Source organism: Enterobacter cloacae complex sp. SHL018, assembly GCF_049237905.1.
Classification (GTDB): Bacteria; Pseudomonadota; Gammaproteobacteria; order Enterobacterales; family Enterobacteriaceae; genus Enterobacter; species Enterobacter hormaechei_C.
The window spans coordinates 1000497-1016932 of record NZ_JBMKJE010000001.1; the positions used below are offsets into that span (position 1 = coordinate 1000497).

General features: G+C 52.5%; 21 protein-coding genes and 1 other annotated feature. Of the genes, 16 read left to right on the forward strand and 5 right to left on the reverse strand.

All coding sequences use genetic code 11. The features are described from left to right. The first annotated feature begins 104 nt into the window (after nucleotides 1-104). On the forward strand, nucleotides 105-641 hold the full coding sequence (locus tag ACOTY5_RS04885; RefSeq protein WP_015570741.1) for a YniB family protein: 537 nt from the start codon (nucleotides 105-107) through the stop codon (nucleotides 639-641). A gap of 36 nt (nucleotides 642-677) precedes the next feature. On the opposite strand, the gene ACOTY5_RS04890 is transcribed toward ACOTY5_RS04885, so the two are convergent. From ACOTY5_RS04890 to pfkB, 3 genes are all read right to left on the reverse strand, one after another. Then, on the reverse strand, nucleotides 678-1538 hold the full coding sequence (locus ACOTY5_RS04890) for a fructosamine kinase family protein (RefSeq protein WP_045141493.1): 861 nt from the start codon (nucleotides 1536-1538) through the stop codon (nucleotides 678-680). Nucleotides 1539-1643: 105 nt separating this feature from the next. Further along, nucleotides 1644-1934 (reverse strand): type V toxin-antitoxin system endoribonuclease antitoxin GhoS, encoded by a 291-nt coding sequence (gene ghoS / locus ACOTY5_RS04895; RefSeq protein ID WP_003857822.1) that lies wholly within the window; start codon nucleotides 1932-1934, stop codon nucleotides 1644-1646. Nucleotides 1935-2025: 91 nt separating this feature from the next. Next, nucleotides 2026-2958, reverse strand: a complete 933-nt coding sequence (pfkB, locus tag ACOTY5_RS04900; protein ID WP_017693589.1) for a 6-phosphofructokinase II — start codon at nucleotides 2956-2958, stop codon at nucleotides 2026-2028. 296 nt (nucleotides 2959-3254) lie between these two features. On the opposite strand from pfkB, the gene ACOTY5_RS04905 reads away from it, so the two are divergent. Continuing rightward, nucleotides 3255-4013: a DUF481 domain-containing protein gene (locus tag ACOTY5_RS04905; RefSeq protein ID WP_026080717.1), complete on the forward strand. Its 759-nt coding sequence runs from the start codon at nucleotides 3255-3257 to the stop codon at nucleotides 4011-4013. A gap of 263 nt (nucleotides 4014-4276) precedes the next feature. Then, entirely contained in the window at nucleotides 4277-4510 is a 234-nt protein-coding gene (locus ACOTY5_RS04910) for a hypothetical protein (RefSeq protein WP_015570736.1), read from the forward strand. Nucleotides 4511-4659: 149 nt separating this feature from the next. Here ACOTY5_RS04910 and yniD read toward each other — a convergent pair whose 3' ends face one another. Then, on the reverse strand, nucleotides 4660-4767 hold the full coding sequence (yniD, locus tag ACOTY5_RS04915; RefSeq protein ID WP_003857815.1) for a small membrane protein YniD: 108 nt from the start codon (nucleotides 4765-4767) through the stop codon (nucleotides 4660-4662). A gap of 98 nt (nucleotides 4768-4865) precedes the next feature. After that, nucleotides 4866-4958: a stress response membrane protein YncL gene (gene yncL, locus ACOTY5_RS04920; RefSeq protein ID WP_071842885.1), complete on the reverse strand. Its 93-nt coding sequence runs from the start codon at nucleotides 4956-4958 to the stop codon at nucleotides 4866-4868. Between the two features lie 321 nt (nucleotides 4959-5279). Between yncL and thrS the strand changes: the two genes are divergently transcribed. The 13 genes from thrS (at nucleotide 5280) to ACOTY5_RS04985 (ending at nucleotide 16418) form a co-directional block, all read left to right on the forward strand. Then, on the forward strand, nucleotides 5280-7208 hold the full coding sequence (gene thrS, locus ACOTY5_RS04925) for a threonine--tRNA ligase (RefSeq protein ID WP_003857814.1): 1929 nt from the start codon (nucleotides 5280-5282) through the stop codon (nucleotides 7206-7208). Between the two features lie 3 nt (nucleotides 7209-7211). After that, nucleotides 7212-7754: a translation initiation factor IF-3 gene (gene infC, locus ACOTY5_RS04930; protein WP_023616141.1), complete on the forward strand. Its 543-nt coding sequence runs from the start codon at nucleotides 7212-7214 to the stop codon at nucleotides 7752-7754. Nucleotides 7755-7851: 97 nt separating this feature from the next. Beyond that, nucleotides 7852-8049, forward strand: a complete 198-nt coding sequence (gene rpmI / locus ACOTY5_RS04935; protein ID WP_001124225.1) for a 50S ribosomal protein L35 — start codon at nucleotides 7852-7854, stop codon at nucleotides 8047-8049. Between the two features lie 50 nt (nucleotides 8050-8099). Further along, nucleotides 8100-8456: a 50S ribosomal protein L20 gene (rplT, locus tag ACOTY5_RS04940; RefSeq protein ID WP_000124850.1), complete on the forward strand. Its 357-nt coding sequence runs from the start codon at nucleotides 8100-8102 to the stop codon at nucleotides 8454-8456. A gap of 117 nt (nucleotides 8457-8573) precedes the next feature. Next, nucleotides 8574-8698 (forward strand) — a sequence feature (Phe leader region). Next, nucleotides 8579-8623 carry a pheST operon leader peptide PheM gene (gene pheM / locus ACOTY5_RS04945; protein ID WP_154299526.1) on the forward strand — a complete coding sequence of 15 codons (45 nt, stop codon included), beginning with the start codon at nucleotides 8579-8581 and terminating at the stop codon, nucleotides 8621-8623. (Overlaps the previous feature by 45 nt.) Before the next feature lie 62 nt (nucleotides 8699-8760). Then, complete coding sequence (gene pheS, locus ACOTY5_RS04950) at nucleotides 8761-9744, forward strand: phenylalanine--tRNA ligase subunit alpha (RefSeq protein WP_003857809.1); 984 nt, start codon at nucleotides 8761-8763, stop codon at nucleotides 9742-9744. 15 nt (nucleotides 9745-9759) lie between these two features. Further along, on the forward strand, nucleotides 9760-12147 hold the full coding sequence (gene pheT, locus ACOTY5_RS04955; protein WP_032648054.1) for a phenylalanine--tRNA ligase subunit beta: 2388 nt from the start codon (nucleotides 9760-9762) through the stop codon (nucleotides 12145-12147). A gap of 4 nt (nucleotides 12148-12151) precedes the next feature. Beyond that, entirely contained in the window at nucleotides 12152-12451 is a 300-nt protein-coding gene (gene ihfA, locus ACOTY5_RS04960) for an integration host factor subunit alpha (protein ID WP_003857805.1), read from the forward strand. A 103-nt stretch (nucleotides 12452-12554) separates the two neighbouring features. Then, complete coding sequence (gene btuC, locus ACOTY5_RS04965; RefSeq protein WP_017693588.1) at nucleotides 12555-13535, forward strand: vitamin B12 ABC transporter permease BtuC; 981 nt, start codon at nucleotides 12555-12557, stop codon at nucleotides 13533-13535. Nucleotides 13536-13568: 33 nt separating this feature from the next. After that, nucleotides 13569-14120 carry a glutathione peroxidase gene (locus tag ACOTY5_RS04970; RefSeq protein ID WP_017384653.1) on the forward strand — a complete coding sequence of 184 codons (552 nt, stop codon included), beginning with the start codon at nucleotides 13569-13571 and terminating at the stop codon, nucleotides 14118-14120. Next, nucleotides 14120-14875 (forward strand): vitamin B12 ABC transporter ATP-binding protein BtuD, encoded by a 756-nt coding sequence (gene btuD, locus ACOTY5_RS04975; protein ID WP_045141494.1) that lies wholly within the window; start codon nucleotides 14120-14122, stop codon nucleotides 14873-14875. Before ACOTY5_RS04970 ends, btuD begins: the two co-directional genes overlap by 1 nt. A 72-nt stretch (nucleotides 14876-14947) precedes the next feature. Beyond that, nucleotides 14948-15412: an NlpC/P60 family protein gene (locus tag ACOTY5_RS04980; protein WP_015570730.1), complete on the forward strand. Its 465-nt coding sequence runs from the start codon at nucleotides 14948-14950 to the stop codon at nucleotides 15410-15412. Nucleotides 15413-15704: 292 nt separating this feature from the next. After that, on the forward strand, nucleotides 15705-16418 hold the full coding sequence (locus tag ACOTY5_RS04985; protein ID WP_023303526.1) for an EAL domain-containing protein: 714 nt from the start codon (nucleotides 15705-15707) through the stop codon (nucleotides 16416-16418). Nucleotides 16419-16436: the final 18 nt, after the last annotated feature.

The following is a 16436-nucleotide window of genomic DNA, read 5'->3' on the forward strand; positions in this document are numbered from 1 at the left end:
GCTAAGCACAAGCAATTTAGCATATTGCATTCAAAGAGCGGGCGAAAATGACCGACAGCAGGTAGACTTAGGCACAAATAACGCGTCTTTATGAAGAGGAACTAATGACGTATCAACAAGCTGGACGCATCGCGGTCTTAAAACGTATTGCTGGTTGGGTTATTTTCATTCCCGCCCTGATTTCAACGCTGATCTCCGTACTCAAATTTATGTACGATCACAGCGAAAAACAGCCGGGCATCAATGCCGTCATGCTTGATTTTGCGCACGTCATGATTGAGATGATGCGGTTTAATACCCCGTTCCTGAACGTCTTCTGGTTCAACTCGCCCACGCCGGATTTTCACCACCAGCTGAATGTCGGTTTCTGGATAATCTATGCGTTGATATTTATCGCGATGGCGTTGCAGGCCTCCGGCGCGCGCATGAGTCGCCAGACCCGCTTTTTGCGCGAAGGGGTGGAAGACCAGCTGATCCTTGAGAAGGCGAAAGGCCCTGACGGGATGAGCCGCGAGCAGATCGAATCGCGCATTGTCGTTCCGCGTCATACCATTTTTGTGCAGTTTTTCCCGCTCTACATCCTGCCGGTCATTATCATTGTGGCCGGGTATTTCTTCTTTACGCTGCTTGGCTTCCTGTAAATCCTAAGGGAAGGGGCGTGAAGCCGCCCCCTCCCGCTATACCGCCAGAATGCGGTCCAGCGCCCGCTGGGCATTGACCAGATGACTCCCGCCAAACAAAATAGCCCGGTTTATCAAGGTGTACAGCTGATAAACCGGCTGACGATCAAGGAAACCCGCAGGTAACGGCGAGACAGACTGATAGCCATCATAAATTTGCGGCGGCTGTTCAGGGTGCAACGGCAGCATTGCGAGGTCACATTCTCTGTCGCCCCAGTAGCAGGCCGGGTCAAATATATAGGGACCATCAGGCCCAAGTGCACAGTTGTTTGACCATAAATCTCCGTGCAGAAGGGAAGCCTGAGGCTGATGCGAAGCCAGACGCTGCTGAATGTGTTCAACAATCGCGTCGATGTTGCCGAACGCTAATCCCTTTTCAGCGGCCAGCTCCAGCTGCCAACCGATGCGCTGCTCGGCGAAAAAGGTCGACCAGCGGCGCTGCCATGCGTTTGGCTGTGGGGTAGTGGAGAGGTCGTTATCAAAATCGAGCCCGAACTGAGGTTGATCGCTCCACTGGTGCAAACGGGCGATCTGTTGCCCGAGAATAAAGGCGTTGTGCGCATCCAGAGGGCGCGCGGGGAGATAGTTCATCACCAGAAAGCTATAGTCACGATCGCTACCGACGGCTAAAACCTGCGGAACGGTGACTGTTTTACTGCGCGATAACAACTCAAGCTGATCGGCTTCGGCAGTAAAAATGGGGAGCAATTCACGCTCATCACATTTAACGAAAAGATCGCGCCCGGCGTAACGTAAATGCCATGCGGCATGGATCTCTCCGCCTGGCAGTTCGTTACGCAGTTCAATTTCACCTTCACCCAGCTGCTCACTTAAAAGATGACTGATAGCCTGCCACATGATGTCTCTCCCATGTTGTCTGCCAGATCATAAAGTTAGCGCAAAACGGCTATAAAAAAACAGGAACTAACGCACAACTGAGCGGTTTAATTTTGTACAGGGCACTTATTGTTCTTTTTTATGCCAGTTTTCCCAGCTATCCACATCAATTTCCGTGGCTTTGTCAGTCACGCTTTCCACCAGACTACTGGCCAGCGCCTTCACCTCTTCCTGACTCAGCGGGCTTATCAGGCCAAATGCCAGTGAGCCGAGATCGTGAATATTGCCCTCATCGTCCGTCAGCGTGAGCAGAAAATTGGCGCGCGTGAACGCGTTGTTGAGTTCATTCAGTTCGGTCAGCGACGCCTCATGAATATTCACGGTTACGACGTAGCGGGTGATATCACCACTGCTCATAATTCACCTCGTTGTTATCCTGAAAGTTTTCTTAGCATAGTCGATATGCCCTGTTTAGCGACTTCCCCCTCCATGGGAAGGGGAAGCAGGTTCAGCTTCTCGCCAGGTAATCGACAATTTTCTGGGTATCCGCAAGCGAACACAGACGCGTTCCCTGGTTTATGGTGGCTGCACTCCCTGCCGCGACGCCATAGCGTGCCATCTCCAGAAGCGAAGCGCCCTGCGCTAGCTTCAGCACCATCGCGCCAACCATACTGTCACCGGCACCCACGGTGCTCTGGCTTTTCATCGGCGGTGGCACAACCTGTACAAAGCCCGTCTTGTCGACGGCCAGCGCACCCTGAGGACCGAGAGAGACCACAACGCGATGCGCTTTGCCCGTACGTACCAGCTCTTCTGCGGCAGTACGAACGTCATCAGGCTGGCTGAGTTCTCGATTAACCAGGGCACTGAGCTCTTTCTGGTTAGGTTTAACGAGTTCAAGTTGTCCGGGTTCTAACGCCGCCTTCAGGGCTTCGCCCGAGCTATCGACAATGCAGCGGATGCCGCGCTGGAGCGCCGCCTGAACCAGCGCCGTCAGTTTTTCTGTTTTGACGCCCGGCGGCAGGCTACCGCTGATCACCAGTAATGAGCCGCTTTCAATGGTCAGCACTTTCTCTTCCAGTTGACGAAACTCATCATCGCTTAATTTCGCCCCCGGCATCACAAAACGATATTGCTCGCCGCTGGATTCAACATGGACATGCAGGTTCTGCCGGGTCCAGTCTTTAGCATCGACGGTGTCTACGGCCACCTGTTCATCTGCCAGCAACGCAACCAGATGTTCTCCCGTGGCGCCGCCAGCGGGGAAGATGGCGGTGGCTTTTCCGCCGAGATGGGTAATAGCGCGCGCCACGTTGATGCCGCCGCCGCCCGGCTCAAACACCGGCGCGCTACAGCGCAGCTTACCTTCCGGGTAGATTTGCGGCGTCATGGTCGCGGAGTCGAGGGAAGGGGAGAGTGTCAGCGTATAAATCGAAGCCATCATGACCTCCTTTTATCATGGGTTCTTTTAAGCCTGGCACCGTTTGGCAGGAAGGCAACGTAAATAACAGTATGATTTTAAATATGAATGCTGACAAATAACCTGCGCCGGGCATATAAAATAAAACACGTTTTGGGATCGTTCTTATTCAAAAAATGAAAGAAGAAAATATTGCTATGTTATTTGCGGCTTTTTATAATTTGTTACCTTTCTATGGTCGCCTTGTCATTGATCCGCAAGAAAGTTTCCGAGACCGTGACGGTCTCTTTTTATGTTGTACGGACTCCTTAAATAAAATGAAGCTTTTGAAGACAGTACCCGCAGCACTGATGCTGGCGGGTGGCGTATTTGCGTCACTGAATGCAACCGCCGATGATACCGTTTTTACTGTCATGGACGATCCCTCCACTGCCAAAAAACCCTTTGAAGGTAACGTGAATGCCGGGTATCTGGCGCAATCCGGTAATACGAAAAGCTCCTCCCTGACCGCAGACAGCACCCTGACCTGGTACGGCAACACCACGGCCTGGTCGCTGTGGGGAAATGCCAGCAACACCTCTGCTAACGATCAACGCTCATCGGAGAAATACGCGGTAGGCGGACGTAGCCGATACAACATGACCGATTATGACTACCTGTTCGGGCAGGCGAGTTGGCTGACTGACCGCTACAACGGCTATCGCCAGCGTGATGTCGTAACTGCGGGTTATGGTCGTCAGTTCCTCAATGGGCCGGTGCACAGCCTGCGTTTTGAATTCGGTCCGGGTGTCCGTTACGACGAGTACACCAACGGCGAAGATGAAACCCAGCCGCTGGGTTATGCATCGGGCACCTATGCATGGCAGATGACGGACAACGCAAAATTCACCCAGGGTGTGTCGGTGTTTGGTGCTGAAGATACAACGCTGAACTCAGAAAGTGCGTTGAATGTGGCCATCAACGAACACTTTGGACTCAAGGTGGCGTACAACGTAACCTGGAACTCATCCCCACCTGATTCTGCGCCGGAACATACCGATCGCCGAACCACGATTTCTTTAGGTTATAAAATGTAATATCGTCGGGCCGGGATTATTCTCGGCCCGTTTTTTATTTTCTGAAACTGTGCTTATTTATATTAAACGGCGTTTTAAAATAATGGGTCTGGTTTCATCTTCATAATTTCTCCATAATTAGCCGACCAGGGCTTATTCAGTTTATTTGACACGAATTGATAAATAATTTGACTAGGCAAGAATGTGATCCAGATCTACACTTACGGCACAGGCGAAAAACTCGCCTCAGGCATATCGCATTAAATAAGTATGAGAATAAAATTATGAAAAAAATCAAAACCGCTACAGCAGCGATGGTGCTTTCCGCACTTTCATTTGGCGTATTTGCTGCTGATAATATGACGCAACCTGCCAGTGACGTTAACAGCCCAATCGGGATCGCTAAAGCCTCGGATGTAGAAGCAGGCTCCAACATTGCCCCTGGCTCTCAGTCTACCGGCCAGTCAATGAATGATGCATTTGATGTACACAAGCTGGTGGCGGGTGAGTGGTCCTGATATTTCAACTGCCACGTGTGACGGAATATATACGCTGTCACAGCCTGTCGAAAACCGGATTATGACGTACCGGTTTTGGACCATAAATTATCGTAAAGATAGTTAAGATTTATTCAGTAAATTCACGGCACGTTTTCGCTGACAAAATATTAGCCCCAGATCATTGCGGCCCAGCGCAGCAGCAACATCGCGCCGCAAATAGCAATTAACACCACGACCATTTTCCAGTGCTTCACGGCAAATCTTTTTGTTGGCATAACCTAATCCTTGTCAGTTGATACCCTTAGTCTACCAAAATCTGCGCCAGAAAGCGCTCAACCCTGGACAACAGGTTATGCCGGAACACCGGTTCGGCTTAAAACCAATGGAATCTGTCAGCCAGAATCAATACCAGGCAAGCAGCGGAAAGTAGATTCAATATCACAACGGTTCTGCTGGATACATTCATGTGATACCCCTTCGATGTTTAAGGACCAAGTCAAGAATAGCTCAGCACTTTCGGATTGCGAGCCTCCGTCAGCAAAAGTTCATGAACGCAGACAAAAGGATGAACGGTTCAGACGGTCGCAGAAGGTGCATTCGCCCTTTCAATAGTGTTACCATTACCCTGCTTGCCGTAAATTCGCATTTATCTGAATCGGCAGGTGCATGATGACGAACCAATTTGACGATTGTTGGTCAGATGGTTTCGTAATCTACTGTTTAATCACGATTATTTTCTTTGTATATGCTCTTATGTGTGGGGCATCACTGCAAATAAGGATATAAAATGCCTGTAATTACTCTTCCTGATGGCAGCCAACGCCATTTCGACCATGCTGTTAGCCCAATGGATGTTGCCCTGGATATCGGTCCTGGACTCGCAAAAGCAACCATCGCAGGTCGCGTAAACGGCGAGCTGGTAGACGCGTCCGATCTGATTGAAAGCGATGCAACGCTTGCGATCATCACCGCGAAAGACGAAGAAGGTCTGGAGATCATTCGTCACTCCTGTGCGCACCTGTTAGGCCATGCTATCAAGCAGCTGTGGCCAAACACCAAAATGGCAATCGGCCCGGTTATCGACAACGGTTTCTACTACGACGTTGACCTTGACCACACCCTGACTCAGGAAGATATCGACGCGCTCGAGAAACGAATGCACGAGCTCGCCGAAACCAACTATGACGTCATTAAGAAGAAAGTCAGCTGGCACGAAGCGCGTGAAACCTTCGTGAAGCGCGGCGAGAGCTACAAAGTCTCGATTCTTGATGAAAACATCGCTCATGATGACAAGCCTGGCTTGTACCATCACCAGGAATACGTCGACATGTGCCGTGGACCGCACGTGCCGAACATGCGCTTCTGTCATCACTTCAAACTGATGAAAATCGCAGGCGCTTACTGGCGTGGCGACAGCAACAACAAAATGTTGCAGCGTATTTATGGTACCGCGTGGGCCGATAAGAAGGCCCTGAACGCGTACCTGCAACGCCTGGAAGAGGCGGCTAAGCGTGACCACCGTAAAATCGGTAAGCAGCTTGACCTGTATCATATGCAGGAAGAAGCGCCGGGGATGGTGTTCTGGCATAACGACGGCTGGACTATCTTCCGTGAACTGGAAACGTTCGTGCGCTCCAAGCTGAAAGAGTACCAGTATCAGGAAGTGAAAGGCCCGTTCATGATGGACCGTGTGCTGTGGGAAAAGACCGGCCACTGGGACAACTACAAAGATGCAATGTTCACCACTTCGTCTGAGAACCGTGAATACTGCATCAAGCCAATGAACTGCCCGGGCCACGTTCAGATCTTCAACCAGGGTCTGAAATCCTACCGCGATCTGCCGCTGCGTATGGCGGAGTTCGGTAGCTGCCATCGTAACGAGCCATCAGGTGCGCTGCACGGTCTGATGCGTGTTCGTGGCTTTACTCAGGATGATGCGCATATCTTCTGTACTGAAGATCAGGTCCGTGAAGAAGTTAACGCCTGTATTCGTATGGTCTACGATATGTACAGCACCTTTGGCTTCGAGAAGATCGTGGTCAAACTCTCAACGCGTCCGGAAAAACGTATCGGCAGCGATGAGACATGGGATCGCGCAGAGGCGGATCTCGCCGTCGCGCTGGAAGAGAACGGTATTCCGTTCGAATACCAGCTGGGCGAGGGCGCATTCTACGGTCCGAAAATTGAATTTACCCTGTATGACTGCCTCGATCGCGCATGGCAGTGCGGAACGGTACAGCTGGACTTCTCCCTGCCGCAGCGTTTAAGCGCCTCTTATGTTGGCGAAGACAACGAGCGTCAGGTGCCGGTTATGATTCACCGTGCGATTCTCGGTTCACTGGAGCGCTTCATCGGCATCCTGACCGAAGAGTTCGCGGGCTTCTTCCCAACCTGGCTTGCGCCAGTGCAGGTAGTGGTGATGAACATTACCGATTCTCAGGCGGATTACGTTAAAGAATTGACGCAGAAACTACAAAATGCGGGCATTCGCGTAAAAGCAGACTTGAGAAATGAGAAGATTGGCTTTAAAATCCGCGAGCACACTTTACGTCGTGTCCCGTATATGTTGGTCTGTGGTGATAAAGAGGTGGAAGCAGGCAAAGTTGCCGTTCGCACCCGCCGTGGTAAAGACCTGGGGAGCCTGGACGTAAGTGAAGTGATTGAGAAGCTGCAACAAGAGATTCGCAGCCGCAGTCTTCAACAACTGGAGGAATAAGGTATTAAAGGCGGAAAACGAGTTCAAACGGCACGTCCGAATCGTATCAATGGCGAGATTCGCGCCCAGGAAGTTCGCTTAACAGGTCTGGAAGGCGAGCAGCTGGGGATTGTGAGTCTGAGAGAAGCGATCGAAAAGGCTGAAGAAGCTGGAGTAGATTTAGTTGAAATCAGCCCTAACGCCGAACCGCCAGTTTGTCGTATCATGGACTACGGCAAGTTCCTTTATGAAAAGAGTAAGTCTTCTAAGGAACAGAAGAAGAAGCAAAAAGTTATCCAGGTTAAGGAAATTAAATTCCGTCCTGGTACCGACGATGGCGATTATCAGGTAAAACTCCGCAGCCTGATTCGCTTTCTGGAAGATGGCGATAAGGCCAAGATCACGCTGCGTTTCCGCGGTCGTGAGATGGCCCACCAACAGATTGGTATGGAAGTGCTTAACCGCGTCCGTGACGATCTGAGTGAACTGGCAGTAGTCGAATCCTTCCCTACGAAGATCGAAGGCCGCCAGATGATCATGGTGCTCGCTCCTAAGAAGAAACAGTAAGGCCTTCAAGCAGCAAAATCTGTGGAGCCTTCGGGCCCCATAGGTTTTGTTCGCCTATGTTTCGTTTATTTAACAATGCGAAGTGGAAGTTATTAAAATGCCAAAAATTAAGACCGTACGCGGTGCTGCTAAGCGCTTCAAAAAAACCGGTAAAGGTGGTTTTAAGCACAAGCACGCTAACCTGCGTCACATTCTGACTAAGAAAGCTACCAAGCGTAAACGTCACCTGCGTCCAAAAGCCATGGTTTCTAAAGGCGATCTGGGCCTGGTCATCGCGTGCCTGCCGTACGCATAAGTCGTTAACGTTTAACTTTTTTAATTTAGAATAGATACAGGAGAGCACACATGGCTCGCGTAAAACGTGGTGTAATTGCACGTGCACGTCACAAGAAAATTTTGAAACAAGCTAAAGGCTACTACGGTGCGCGTTCACGCGTATACCGCGTTGCCTTCCAGGCTGTTATCAAAGCAGGTCAGTACGCTTACCGTGACCGTCGTCAGCGTAAGCGTCAGTTCCGTCAACTGTGGATTGCGCGTATCAACGCAGCAGCACGTCAGAACGGTATTTCTTACAGCAAATTCATCAACGGCCTGAAAAAAGCCTCTGTTGAAATCGACCGTAAGATCCTGGCTGACATCGCAGTATTCGACAAAGTAGCGTTCACCGCTCTGGTCGAAAAAGCGAAAGCAGCACTGGCATAAGCCAGTTGAGAGAGGGGGCTTTGCCTCCTCTTTTCATTTAACACCATCAGAAGATTGACATTTATCCGTGCAGGCTTTTCAATAAGGTCTTAACGGTTTTTACCCTACAAGGTAACGCAAGCATGAATGCTGCTTTTTTCCGCTTCTTCTTTTACTTTAGCACCTGACTTCAGGAGGCTAGCGCGTGAAAGATGAAACGAAAAACAGCGCCAGATAAGCCTCCCGATGGAGGCTTTTTTTGTGCCTGAAGTTAAGAGAATACGTCCAACAATTCGGTGTCTGCACCGACATAATGAGGAAAACCATGTCACATCTCGCAGAGCTGGTTGCCAGTGCAACGGCCGCCATTAACCAGGCCTCAGATGTTGCCGCGTTAGACAATGTCCGCGTCGAATATCTGGGCAAGAAAGGGCATTTGACCCTTCAGATGACTACCCTGCGTGAACTGCCAGCAGAGGAGCGCCCGGCAGCCGGTGCAGTGATTAACGAAGCCAAAGAGCAGGTACAGCAGGCGCTGAACGCGCGTAAAGCCGAGCTGGAAAGCGCAGTACTGAATGCGCGTCTGGCGGCAGAAACGATTGACGTTTCTCTGCCGGGTCGTCGTATTGAAAACGGCGGTCTGCATCCGGTGACTCGTACTATCGATCGTATTGAAAGTTTCTTCGGTGAGCTCGGCTTTACCGTGGCGACTGGCCCGGAAATTGAAGATGATTACCACAACTTCGATGCCCTGAACATTCCTGGCCATCATCCGGCACGTGCTGACCACGACACTTTCTGGTTTGACGCTACCCGTCTGCTGCGTACTCAGACTTCCGGCGTTCAGATCCGTACCATGAAGGAGCAGGAGCCGCCAATCCGCATCATCGCGCCGGGTCGCGTATACCGTAACGACTACGATCAGACCCACACCCCAATGTTCCACCAGATGGAAGGTCTGATTGTTGATAAAAACATCAGCTTTACCAACCTGAAAGGCACGCTGCACGATTTCCTGAACAACTTCTTTGAGGAAGATTTGCAGGTTCGCTTCCGCCCGTCCTACTTCCCGTTCACCGAACCGTCTGCGGAAGTTGACGTGATGGGTAAAAACGGCAAATGGCTGGAAGTGCTGGGCTGCGGCATGGTGCATCCAAACGTGCTGCGCAACGTGGGTATCGATCCGGAAGTGTATTCCGGCTTTGCGTTCGGTATGGGTATGGAGCGTCTGACCATGCTGCGCTACGGCGTAACCGACTTACGTGCGTTCTTCGAAAACGATCTGCGTTTCCTCAAACAGTTTAAATAAGGGCAGGACAGAACAATGAAATTCAGTGAACTGTGGTTACGCGAATGGGTGAACACCACGCTGGACAGCGACGCGCTTTCCAACCAGATCACCATGGCGGGTCTGGAAGTTGACGGTGTAGAGCCGGTTTCTGGCGCCTTCACCGGCGTGGTCGTGGGTGAAGTGGTTGAATGCGGTCAGCACCCTAACGCTGACAAACTGCGCGTAACAAAAGTCAACGTGGGCGGTGACCGTCTGCTGGATATCGTCTGCGGTGCGCCAAACTGCCGTCAGGGCCTGAAAGTGGCCGTGGCGACCGTCGGTGCGGTGCTGCCGGGCGATTTCAAAATCAAAGCGGCTAAGCTGCGCGGTGAGCCGTCTGAAGGCATGCTGTGCTCCTTCTCCGAACTGGGTATTTCCGACGATCACTCCGGCATTATTGAACTGCCGCAGGATGCGCCAGTTGGTACCGATATCCGCGAATACCTGACGCTTGATGACAACACCATCGAAATCAGCGTAACGCCAAACCGTGCTGACTGTTTAGGCATCATCGGTGTGGCCCGCGACGTGGCCGTGCTGAACCAGACTGAACTGAACGTGCCGGAGATCGCTCCGGTTGAGGCAACCATCAGTGACGTGCTGCCGATACAGGTAGACGCGCCTGAGGCCTGCCCACGCTACCTCGGTCGTGTGGTGAAAGGTATTAACGTTAAAGCGCCAACCCCGCTGTGGATGAAAGAGAAACTGCGTCGCTGCGGTATCCGTTCTATCGATGCGGTCGTCGACGTCACCAACTATGTTCTGCTGGAGCTGGGCCAGCCAATGCACGCCTTTGATAAAGATCGTATCGAAGGTGGGATCGTCGTGCGCATGGCGAAAGAGGGCGAAACCCTGGTTCTGCTGGACGGCAGCGAAGCGAAACTGAACGCTGACACCCTGGTGATTGCCGATCACAACAAAGCGCTGGCGATGGGCGGGATCTTCGGCGGCGAGCACTCTGGCGTTAACGACGAGACGCAAAACGTCCTGCTGGAATGCGCGTTCTTCAGCCCGCTCTCCATCACCGGCCGCGCACGCCGTCACGGTCTGCACACTGATGCTTCTCACCGCTACGAGCGTGGCGTGGATCCTGCGCTGCAATACAAAGCGATGGAGCGTGCGACTCGCCTGCTGATCGACATCTGCGGCGGCGAAGCGGGTCCGGTTATCGATGTGACCAACGAAGCGACGCTGCCGAAGCGTGCGACCATTACCCTGCGCCGCAGCAAACTGGATCGTCTGATTGGTCACCACGTTGCCGATGCGCAGGTGACCGACATTCTGACGCGTCTGGGCTGCGAAGTTACTGAGGGTCAGGACGAGTGGAAAGCCGTTGCGCCGTCCTGGCGTTTTGACATGGAGATCGAGGAAGATCTGGTGGAAGAAGTGGCCCGCGTTTACGGCTACAACAACATCCCTGACGAGCCGGTGCAGGCGGGTCTGGTGATGGGCAGCCATCGCGAGGCCGATCTGTCTCTGAAGCGTGTGAAAACCATGCTGAACGACAAAGGCTACCAGGAAGTGATCACCTACAGCTTCGTTGATCCTAAGCTGCAACAGCTGATCCACCCGGGTCAGGAAGCGCTGATTTTGCCAAGCCCGATTTCCAGCGAGATGTCAGCGATGCGTCTGTCCCTGTGGACGGGACTGCTGGGTACTATCGTTTATAACCAGAACCGTCAGCAAAACCGCGTGCGTATTTTCGAAAGCGGTTTGCGCTTTGTACCGGATACTCAGGCGAATTTAGGCATCCGTCAGGATCTCATGCTGGCCGGCGCCATCAGCGGTAACCGCTTTGAAGAGCACTGGGACCTGGCAAAAGGGACGGTTGATTTCTACGATATGAAGGGCGATCTGGAAGCGATTCTCGATCTGACCGGTAAATTATCCGAAATTGAATTCCGCGCAGAAGCGATTCCAGCCCTGCATCCGGGTCAGAGTGCGGCGATCTATTTAGACGGCAAACGTGTTGGTTTCATTGGGGTTGTTCACCCGGAACTGGAACGTAAGCTGGATCTGAATGGCCGTACCATCGTATTCGAACTGGAGTGGAACCCGGTTGCAGACCGCGTCATTCCTCAGGCGCAGGACGTCTCCCGCTTCCCGGCAAACCGCCGTGATATCGCGGTTGTGGTCGCTGAAAATGTGCCCGCAGCAGATATTTTGGCCGAATGTAAGAAAGTTGGCGTAAATCAGGTAGTTGGCGTAAACTTATTTGACGTGTACCGCGGCAAGGGCGTAGCAGAAGGTTTCAAGAGCCTCGCTATTAGCCTTATCCTTCAGGATACCAGCCGTACACTCGAAGAAGAGGAGATTGCCGCTACCGTCGCCAAATGTGTAGAGGCATTAAAAGAGCGATTCCAGGCATCATTGAGGGATTGAACCTATGGCGCTTACAAAAGCTGAAATGTCAGAATATCTGTTTGATAAGCTTGGGCTTAGCAAACGGGATGCCAAAGAGCTGGTAGAGCTGTTTTTCGAAGAGATCCGTCGTGCTCTGGAAAATGGTGAGCAGGTTAAACTCTCCGGCTTTGGCAATTTTGATTTGCGAGACAAAAACCAACGTCCGGGCCGTAACCCGAAGACGGGGGAAGATATTCCCATTACAGCCCGCCGCGTGGTGACCTTCAGACCCGGACAGAAGTTAAAAAGCCGTGTCGAAAACGCAACGCCCAAAGCAGAGTAATATGAACTAACTAAAAAGGCCGCTCACGCGGCCTTTTTTCTTTGCGCTATTTGCTAAACCCGCCGTAAAATCAATGATATCTCAACCGGATAACCTATCGTCTATGCTTGATCTTGCCCGCCGCCAGCACCGCTCCGATCTTCGCCGCCTGTGTCTGCTCGGGGTGCTGTTGATTGTCGCCACCACCGTCAGCCTGTGTGCGGGCGATCGGTGGCTGGGGCCGGAAAGCTGGTTTACGCCTGAAGGACAGCTCTTTGTCTGGCAGATCCGCCTGCCGCGGACGTTGGCTGTCCTTTTAGTCGGCGCTGCGCTGGCGCTGTGCGGCACGATCATGCAGGCATTATTTGAAAACCCTCTGGCGGAACCCGGGCTTCTCGGGGTCTCGAATGGCGCAGGCGTCGGGCTTATCGCCGCCGTGATGCTGGGGGGAGGCGAGCTCTCCGGCTGGGGGATTAGCCTCAGCGCCATCCTTGGCGCGCTGTTGATAACCCTTATCCTTCTGCGCTTTGCCCGCCGCCACTTATCCACCAGTCGGCTGCTGCTTGCCGGGGTAGCGTTGGGGATCATCTGTAGTGCGCTGATGACCTGGGCCGTCTACTTCTCCACCTCCTTCGATCTGCGCCAGTTAATGTACTGGATGATGGGGGGATTTGGGGGTGTTGACTGGCGTCAGGGGTGGCTGATGGTGCTCCTGATCCCGGTCATCCTGTGGACGGCGTTCCAGGCGCAGCCTCTTAATATTCTCGCGCTGGGCGAAACGTCTGCTCGCCAGCTCGGGATGCCGATTGGATTCTGGCGCAACGTGCTGGTTATCGCCATTGGCTGGATGGTAGGCGTAAGCGTGGCGCTGGCGGGGGCGATTGGCTTTATTGGGCTGGTGATCCCGCATATGCTGCGCCTGTGCGGCATTACGGACCACCGAACCCTGCTCCCGGCCTCGGCGGTTGCCGGGGCGGCAACGCTGCTGGTTGCCGATATCATCGCCCGGCTCGCCCTGACGGCCGCTGAGTTGCCCATAGGCGTGGTGACCGCAACACTGGGCGCGCCGGTCTTTATCTGGCTACTATTAAAAGCTGGACGTTAAAACACAACCTGTAAGTCAACCTGAGGGAATGCTATGCAGTCTGATATTCTGAATACCGAAGTGACGACCATTGACGGCGAGAAAACCACGCTGGAAGGCTACAAGGGCAAGGTGCTGCTCATCGTGAACGTGGCGTCGAAATGTGGCCTTACGCCGCAGTATGAACAGCTGGAAAACATTCATAAAGCCTGGGAAAAAGACGGCTTTACCGTACTCGGCTTCCCGTGCAACCAGTTCCTGGGCCAGGAGCCGGGTAGCGAAGAGGAGATTAAGACCTTTTGCAGCACAACCTATGGCGTGACGTTCCCGATGTTCAGCAAAATTGATGTGAACGGGGAAAATCGTCATCCGCTGTATGCCAAACTGGTGGCCGCGGCGCCGACCGCCGTTGCGCCTGAAGAGAGTGGTTTCTATGAGCGTATGGCAAGTAAAGGCCGTGCGCCGCTCTATCCCGATGATATTCTGTGGAACTTCGAAAAATTCCTGATTGGCCGTGACGGTGAGGTTGTGCAGCGTTTTTCGCCTGACATGACGCCTGAAGATCCTATCGTGATGGAATCAATCAAGCTGGCGCTGGCGAAATAATGACGCTGCTGATGCAGCTCACGGACGTTGCCGGGAAGGGACGTCTTGAGCCTGTGACTGCCGCAGTCAACGCAGGTGAAATCCTTCACCTGGTTGGGCCAAACGGCGCCGGAAAAAGCACGCTGCTGGCGCGCATGGCGGGGCTGACCACCGGGGAAGGAGAGATTACCTTTCTCGGGCAATCGCTCGTCGACTGGCTACCCGCTACACTCGCCTCCCGTCGAAGCTATCTGGTTCAGCAGCAGGTTCCGCCCTTTGCGATGCCCGTCTGGCACTACCTGACGCTGCATCTGCCTGACAAAAATCAGGTGGGATTGCTCAACGAGGTTGCTGCTGCGCTCGGGTTAGACGACAAGCTTACCCGGCAGGCAAATCAGCTTTCCGGCGGCGAGTGGCAGCGCGTGCGTCTGGCCGCCGTTATCCTTCAGATCCATCCGGCGGGAAATCCTCACGGGCGGTTGTTGCTGCTGGACGAGCCGATGAGCGGGCTGGACGTTGCCCAGCAGGCAGCGCTGGATACCCTGCTCAGCGCGCTGTGTCGCAAGGGGATCGCCATTGTGATGAGCAGCCATGATTTGAACCATACGTTGCGCCACGCGCATCGGGTGTGGTTGCTGGCGCGTGGCAAGCTGATTGCCAGCGGAACGCGCGACAGCGTGCTGACGGCCGCCAATCTTGCGAGCGCTTACCACATGTCGTTCCGGAGGCTGGATATTGAAGGCCACAAGATGCTCATTTCCACGGCGCAGGAATAACCTTTCTTGCACAGCTGCATAGATGCACGCTAAATTACCGAAAGAACAAAAAAAGCAGAGGATTCGTCTGAAATGCGATTCTGGTTTCTCCTTGTTGCGGCGCTCTTTCTTGCAGGATGCAGCAGCCATCGTGCACCTCCGCCCAACCCACGGCTTTCCGATTCCATTACGGTCATTGCCAGCCTGAACGATCAGCTCAGCAACTGGCGCGGCACACCTTATCGCTACGGCGGCATGAGCCGGGGCGGGGTGGATTGCTCGGGATTCGTGCTGATGACCTTCCGCGATAAATTTGACCTCCAGCTTCCGCGTGAAACGCGTATGCAGGCGAAAATCGGCACTGAAATTGATAAAGACGAGCTCCTGCCCGGCGATCTGGTCTTTTTTAAAACGGGCTCCGGTGAAAGCGGCCTTCATGTCGGCATCTATGATACCGATAATCAGTTCATTCACGCCTCGACCAGTCGTGGCGTGATGCGCTCCTCTCTGGATAATGTTTACTGGCGTAAAAACTTCTGGCAGGCCAGACGTATTTAACCGCTGCATAAAAATGCAGTGCGGAGGGCCTGGCGGTGAAAATAGACGTCAGGCTTTTCTTGCGGGTTGATTAAAGTTAAATTTTTGCCCAATTATTTATGTCCGCATGTGCCTGTTTTATCTAAAACTGGCTATTATTCAATAACCAGGATAAAATTAATTTAGATTCAGGGAAAAATCTGAAAATTAATACGGAAAGAATGAAATTAATCTTATTAAAATCAAGACAGTGGAATTGTGCCTGCAATTGCTCCAGGATGTTCTCTCTCATCTTTAATGCAGGACAAGCGCGATGATTATTACGCTAGATAATGCTTACCAGTCTGAACTTTTACTCCTTCCGGCGCGTGATAGTGCAGGTTTGCTTAAAGGTTTAGAGATTTTGGTTAACTTTACTGGCGTGGGTGCGGACGTACGGATCCCGACTGAACTGGTTATCCCACATCTTTCTCAGGAAGATGAATTAGCGCTGTTTCAGGAGAAACTGCAATTACTCGATACCTGTAAGCTATTTTTTATTCAGCATCAGTTAATTGCATGGATCAATATTACACCTGCAATTGTTGAGTTTTTATTAACTAATGAGAACGCTGTTTCAATCCTCGAGCGTTATCCGTTTCTTGAGTTTACTGTTAATGAGAACTATCCAGGTTTAAATAACGGGAAAGACGATCCCTGTCTGGCAAGAATGGCGATCCATTTCCCCTTAGTATTGGCTAACTTTGGTGCAGGGGCATCTTCCCTTAAACCGGTTTATGATGGTCTGTTCAAACGGGTGATTCTGGATAAAAACTTTATCCAGCAGCGCGCGTCGGCACTCTCGTTTGAGCCTTTTATGCGCGCCATTCTCTGGCAGATCGCGCCGCATTGTCAGTCGGTCATGGTCTCGGGAATTGACGATCACGGCATCTTACAACGCGTGCTGCCCTTCAATTTTGGTGCAATGCAGGGAAGCCTGTGGCCTGCCGTCCCGGCAGAGCGAGTCACGACTCTCGTTCAGCAATAACCCCTTTCTTCGCCCGTG

Excerpts from the sequence above, each read along its gene's own strand:
- ACOTY5_RS04885 (WP_015570741.1), top strand. The coding sequence starts at position 105 with ATGACGTATCAACAAGCTGGACGCATCGCGGTCTTAAAACGTATTGCT.
- ACOTY5_RS04890 (WP_045141493.1), bottom strand. The coding sequence starts at position 1,538 with ATGTGGCAGGCTATCAGTCATCTTTTAAGTGAGCAGCTGGGTGAAGGT.
- ghoS (WP_003857822.1), bottom strand. The coding sequence starts at position 1,934 with ATGAGCAGTGGTGATATCACCCGCTACGTCGTAACCGTGAATATTCAT.
- pfkB (WP_017693589.1), bottom strand. The coding sequence starts at position 2,958 with ATGGCTTCGATTTATACGCTGACACTCTCCCCTTCCCTCGACTCCGCG.
- ACOTY5_RS04905 (WP_026080717.1), top strand. The coding sequence starts at position 3,255 with ATGAAGCTTTTGAAGACAGTACCCGCAGCACTGATGCTGGCGGGTGGC.
- ACOTY5_RS04910 (WP_015570736.1), top strand. The coding sequence starts at position 4,277 with ATGAAAAAAATCAAAACCGCTACAGCAGCGATGGTGCTTTCCGCACTT.
- yniD (WP_003857815.1), bottom strand. The coding sequence starts at position 4,767 with ATGCCAACAAAAAGATTTGCCGTGAAGCACTGGAAAATGGTCGTGGTG.
- yncL (WP_071842885.1), bottom strand. The coding sequence starts at position 4,958 with ATGAATGTATCCAGCAGAACCGTTGTGATATTGAATCTACTTTCCGCT.
- thrS (WP_003857814.1), top strand. The coding sequence starts at position 5,280 with ATGCCTGTAATTACTCTTCCTGATGGCAGCCAACGCCATTTCGACCAT.
- rpmI (WP_001124225.1), top strand. The coding sequence starts at position 7,852 with ATGCCAAAAATTAAGACCGTACGCGGTGCTGCTAAGCGCTTCAAAAAA.
- rplT (WP_000124850.1), top strand. The coding sequence starts at position 8,100 with ATGGCTCGCGTAAAACGTGGTGTAATTGCACGTGCACGTCACAAGAAA.
- pheS (WP_003857809.1), top strand. The coding sequence starts at position 8,761 with ATGTCACATCTCGCAGAGCTGGTTGCCAGTGCAACGGCCGCCATTAAC.
- pheT (WP_032648054.1), top strand. The coding sequence starts at position 9,760 with ATGAAATTCAGTGAACTGTGGTTACGCGAATGGGTGAACACCACGCTG.
- ihfA (WP_003857805.1), top strand. The coding sequence starts at position 12,152 with ATGGCGCTTACAAAAGCTGAAATGTCAGAATATCTGTTTGATAAGCTT.
- btuC (WP_017693588.1), top strand. The coding sequence starts at position 12,555 with ATGCTTGATCTTGCCCGCCGCCAGCACCGCTCCGATCTTCGCCGCCTG.
- ACOTY5_RS04970 (WP_017384653.1), top strand. The coding sequence starts at position 13,569 with ATGCAGTCTGATATTCTGAATACCGAAGTGACGACCATTGACGGCGAG.
- btuD (WP_045141494.1), top strand. The coding sequence starts at position 14,120 with ATGACGCTGCTGATGCAGCTCACGGACGTTGCCGGGAAGGGACGTCTT.
- ACOTY5_RS04980 (WP_015570730.1), top strand. The coding sequence starts at position 14,948 with ATGCGATTCTGGTTTCTCCTTGTTGCGGCGCTCTTTCTTGCAGGATGC.
- ACOTY5_RS04985 (WP_023303526.1), top strand. The coding sequence starts at position 15,705 with ATGATTATTACGCTAGATAATGCTTACCAGTCTGAACTTTTACTCCTT.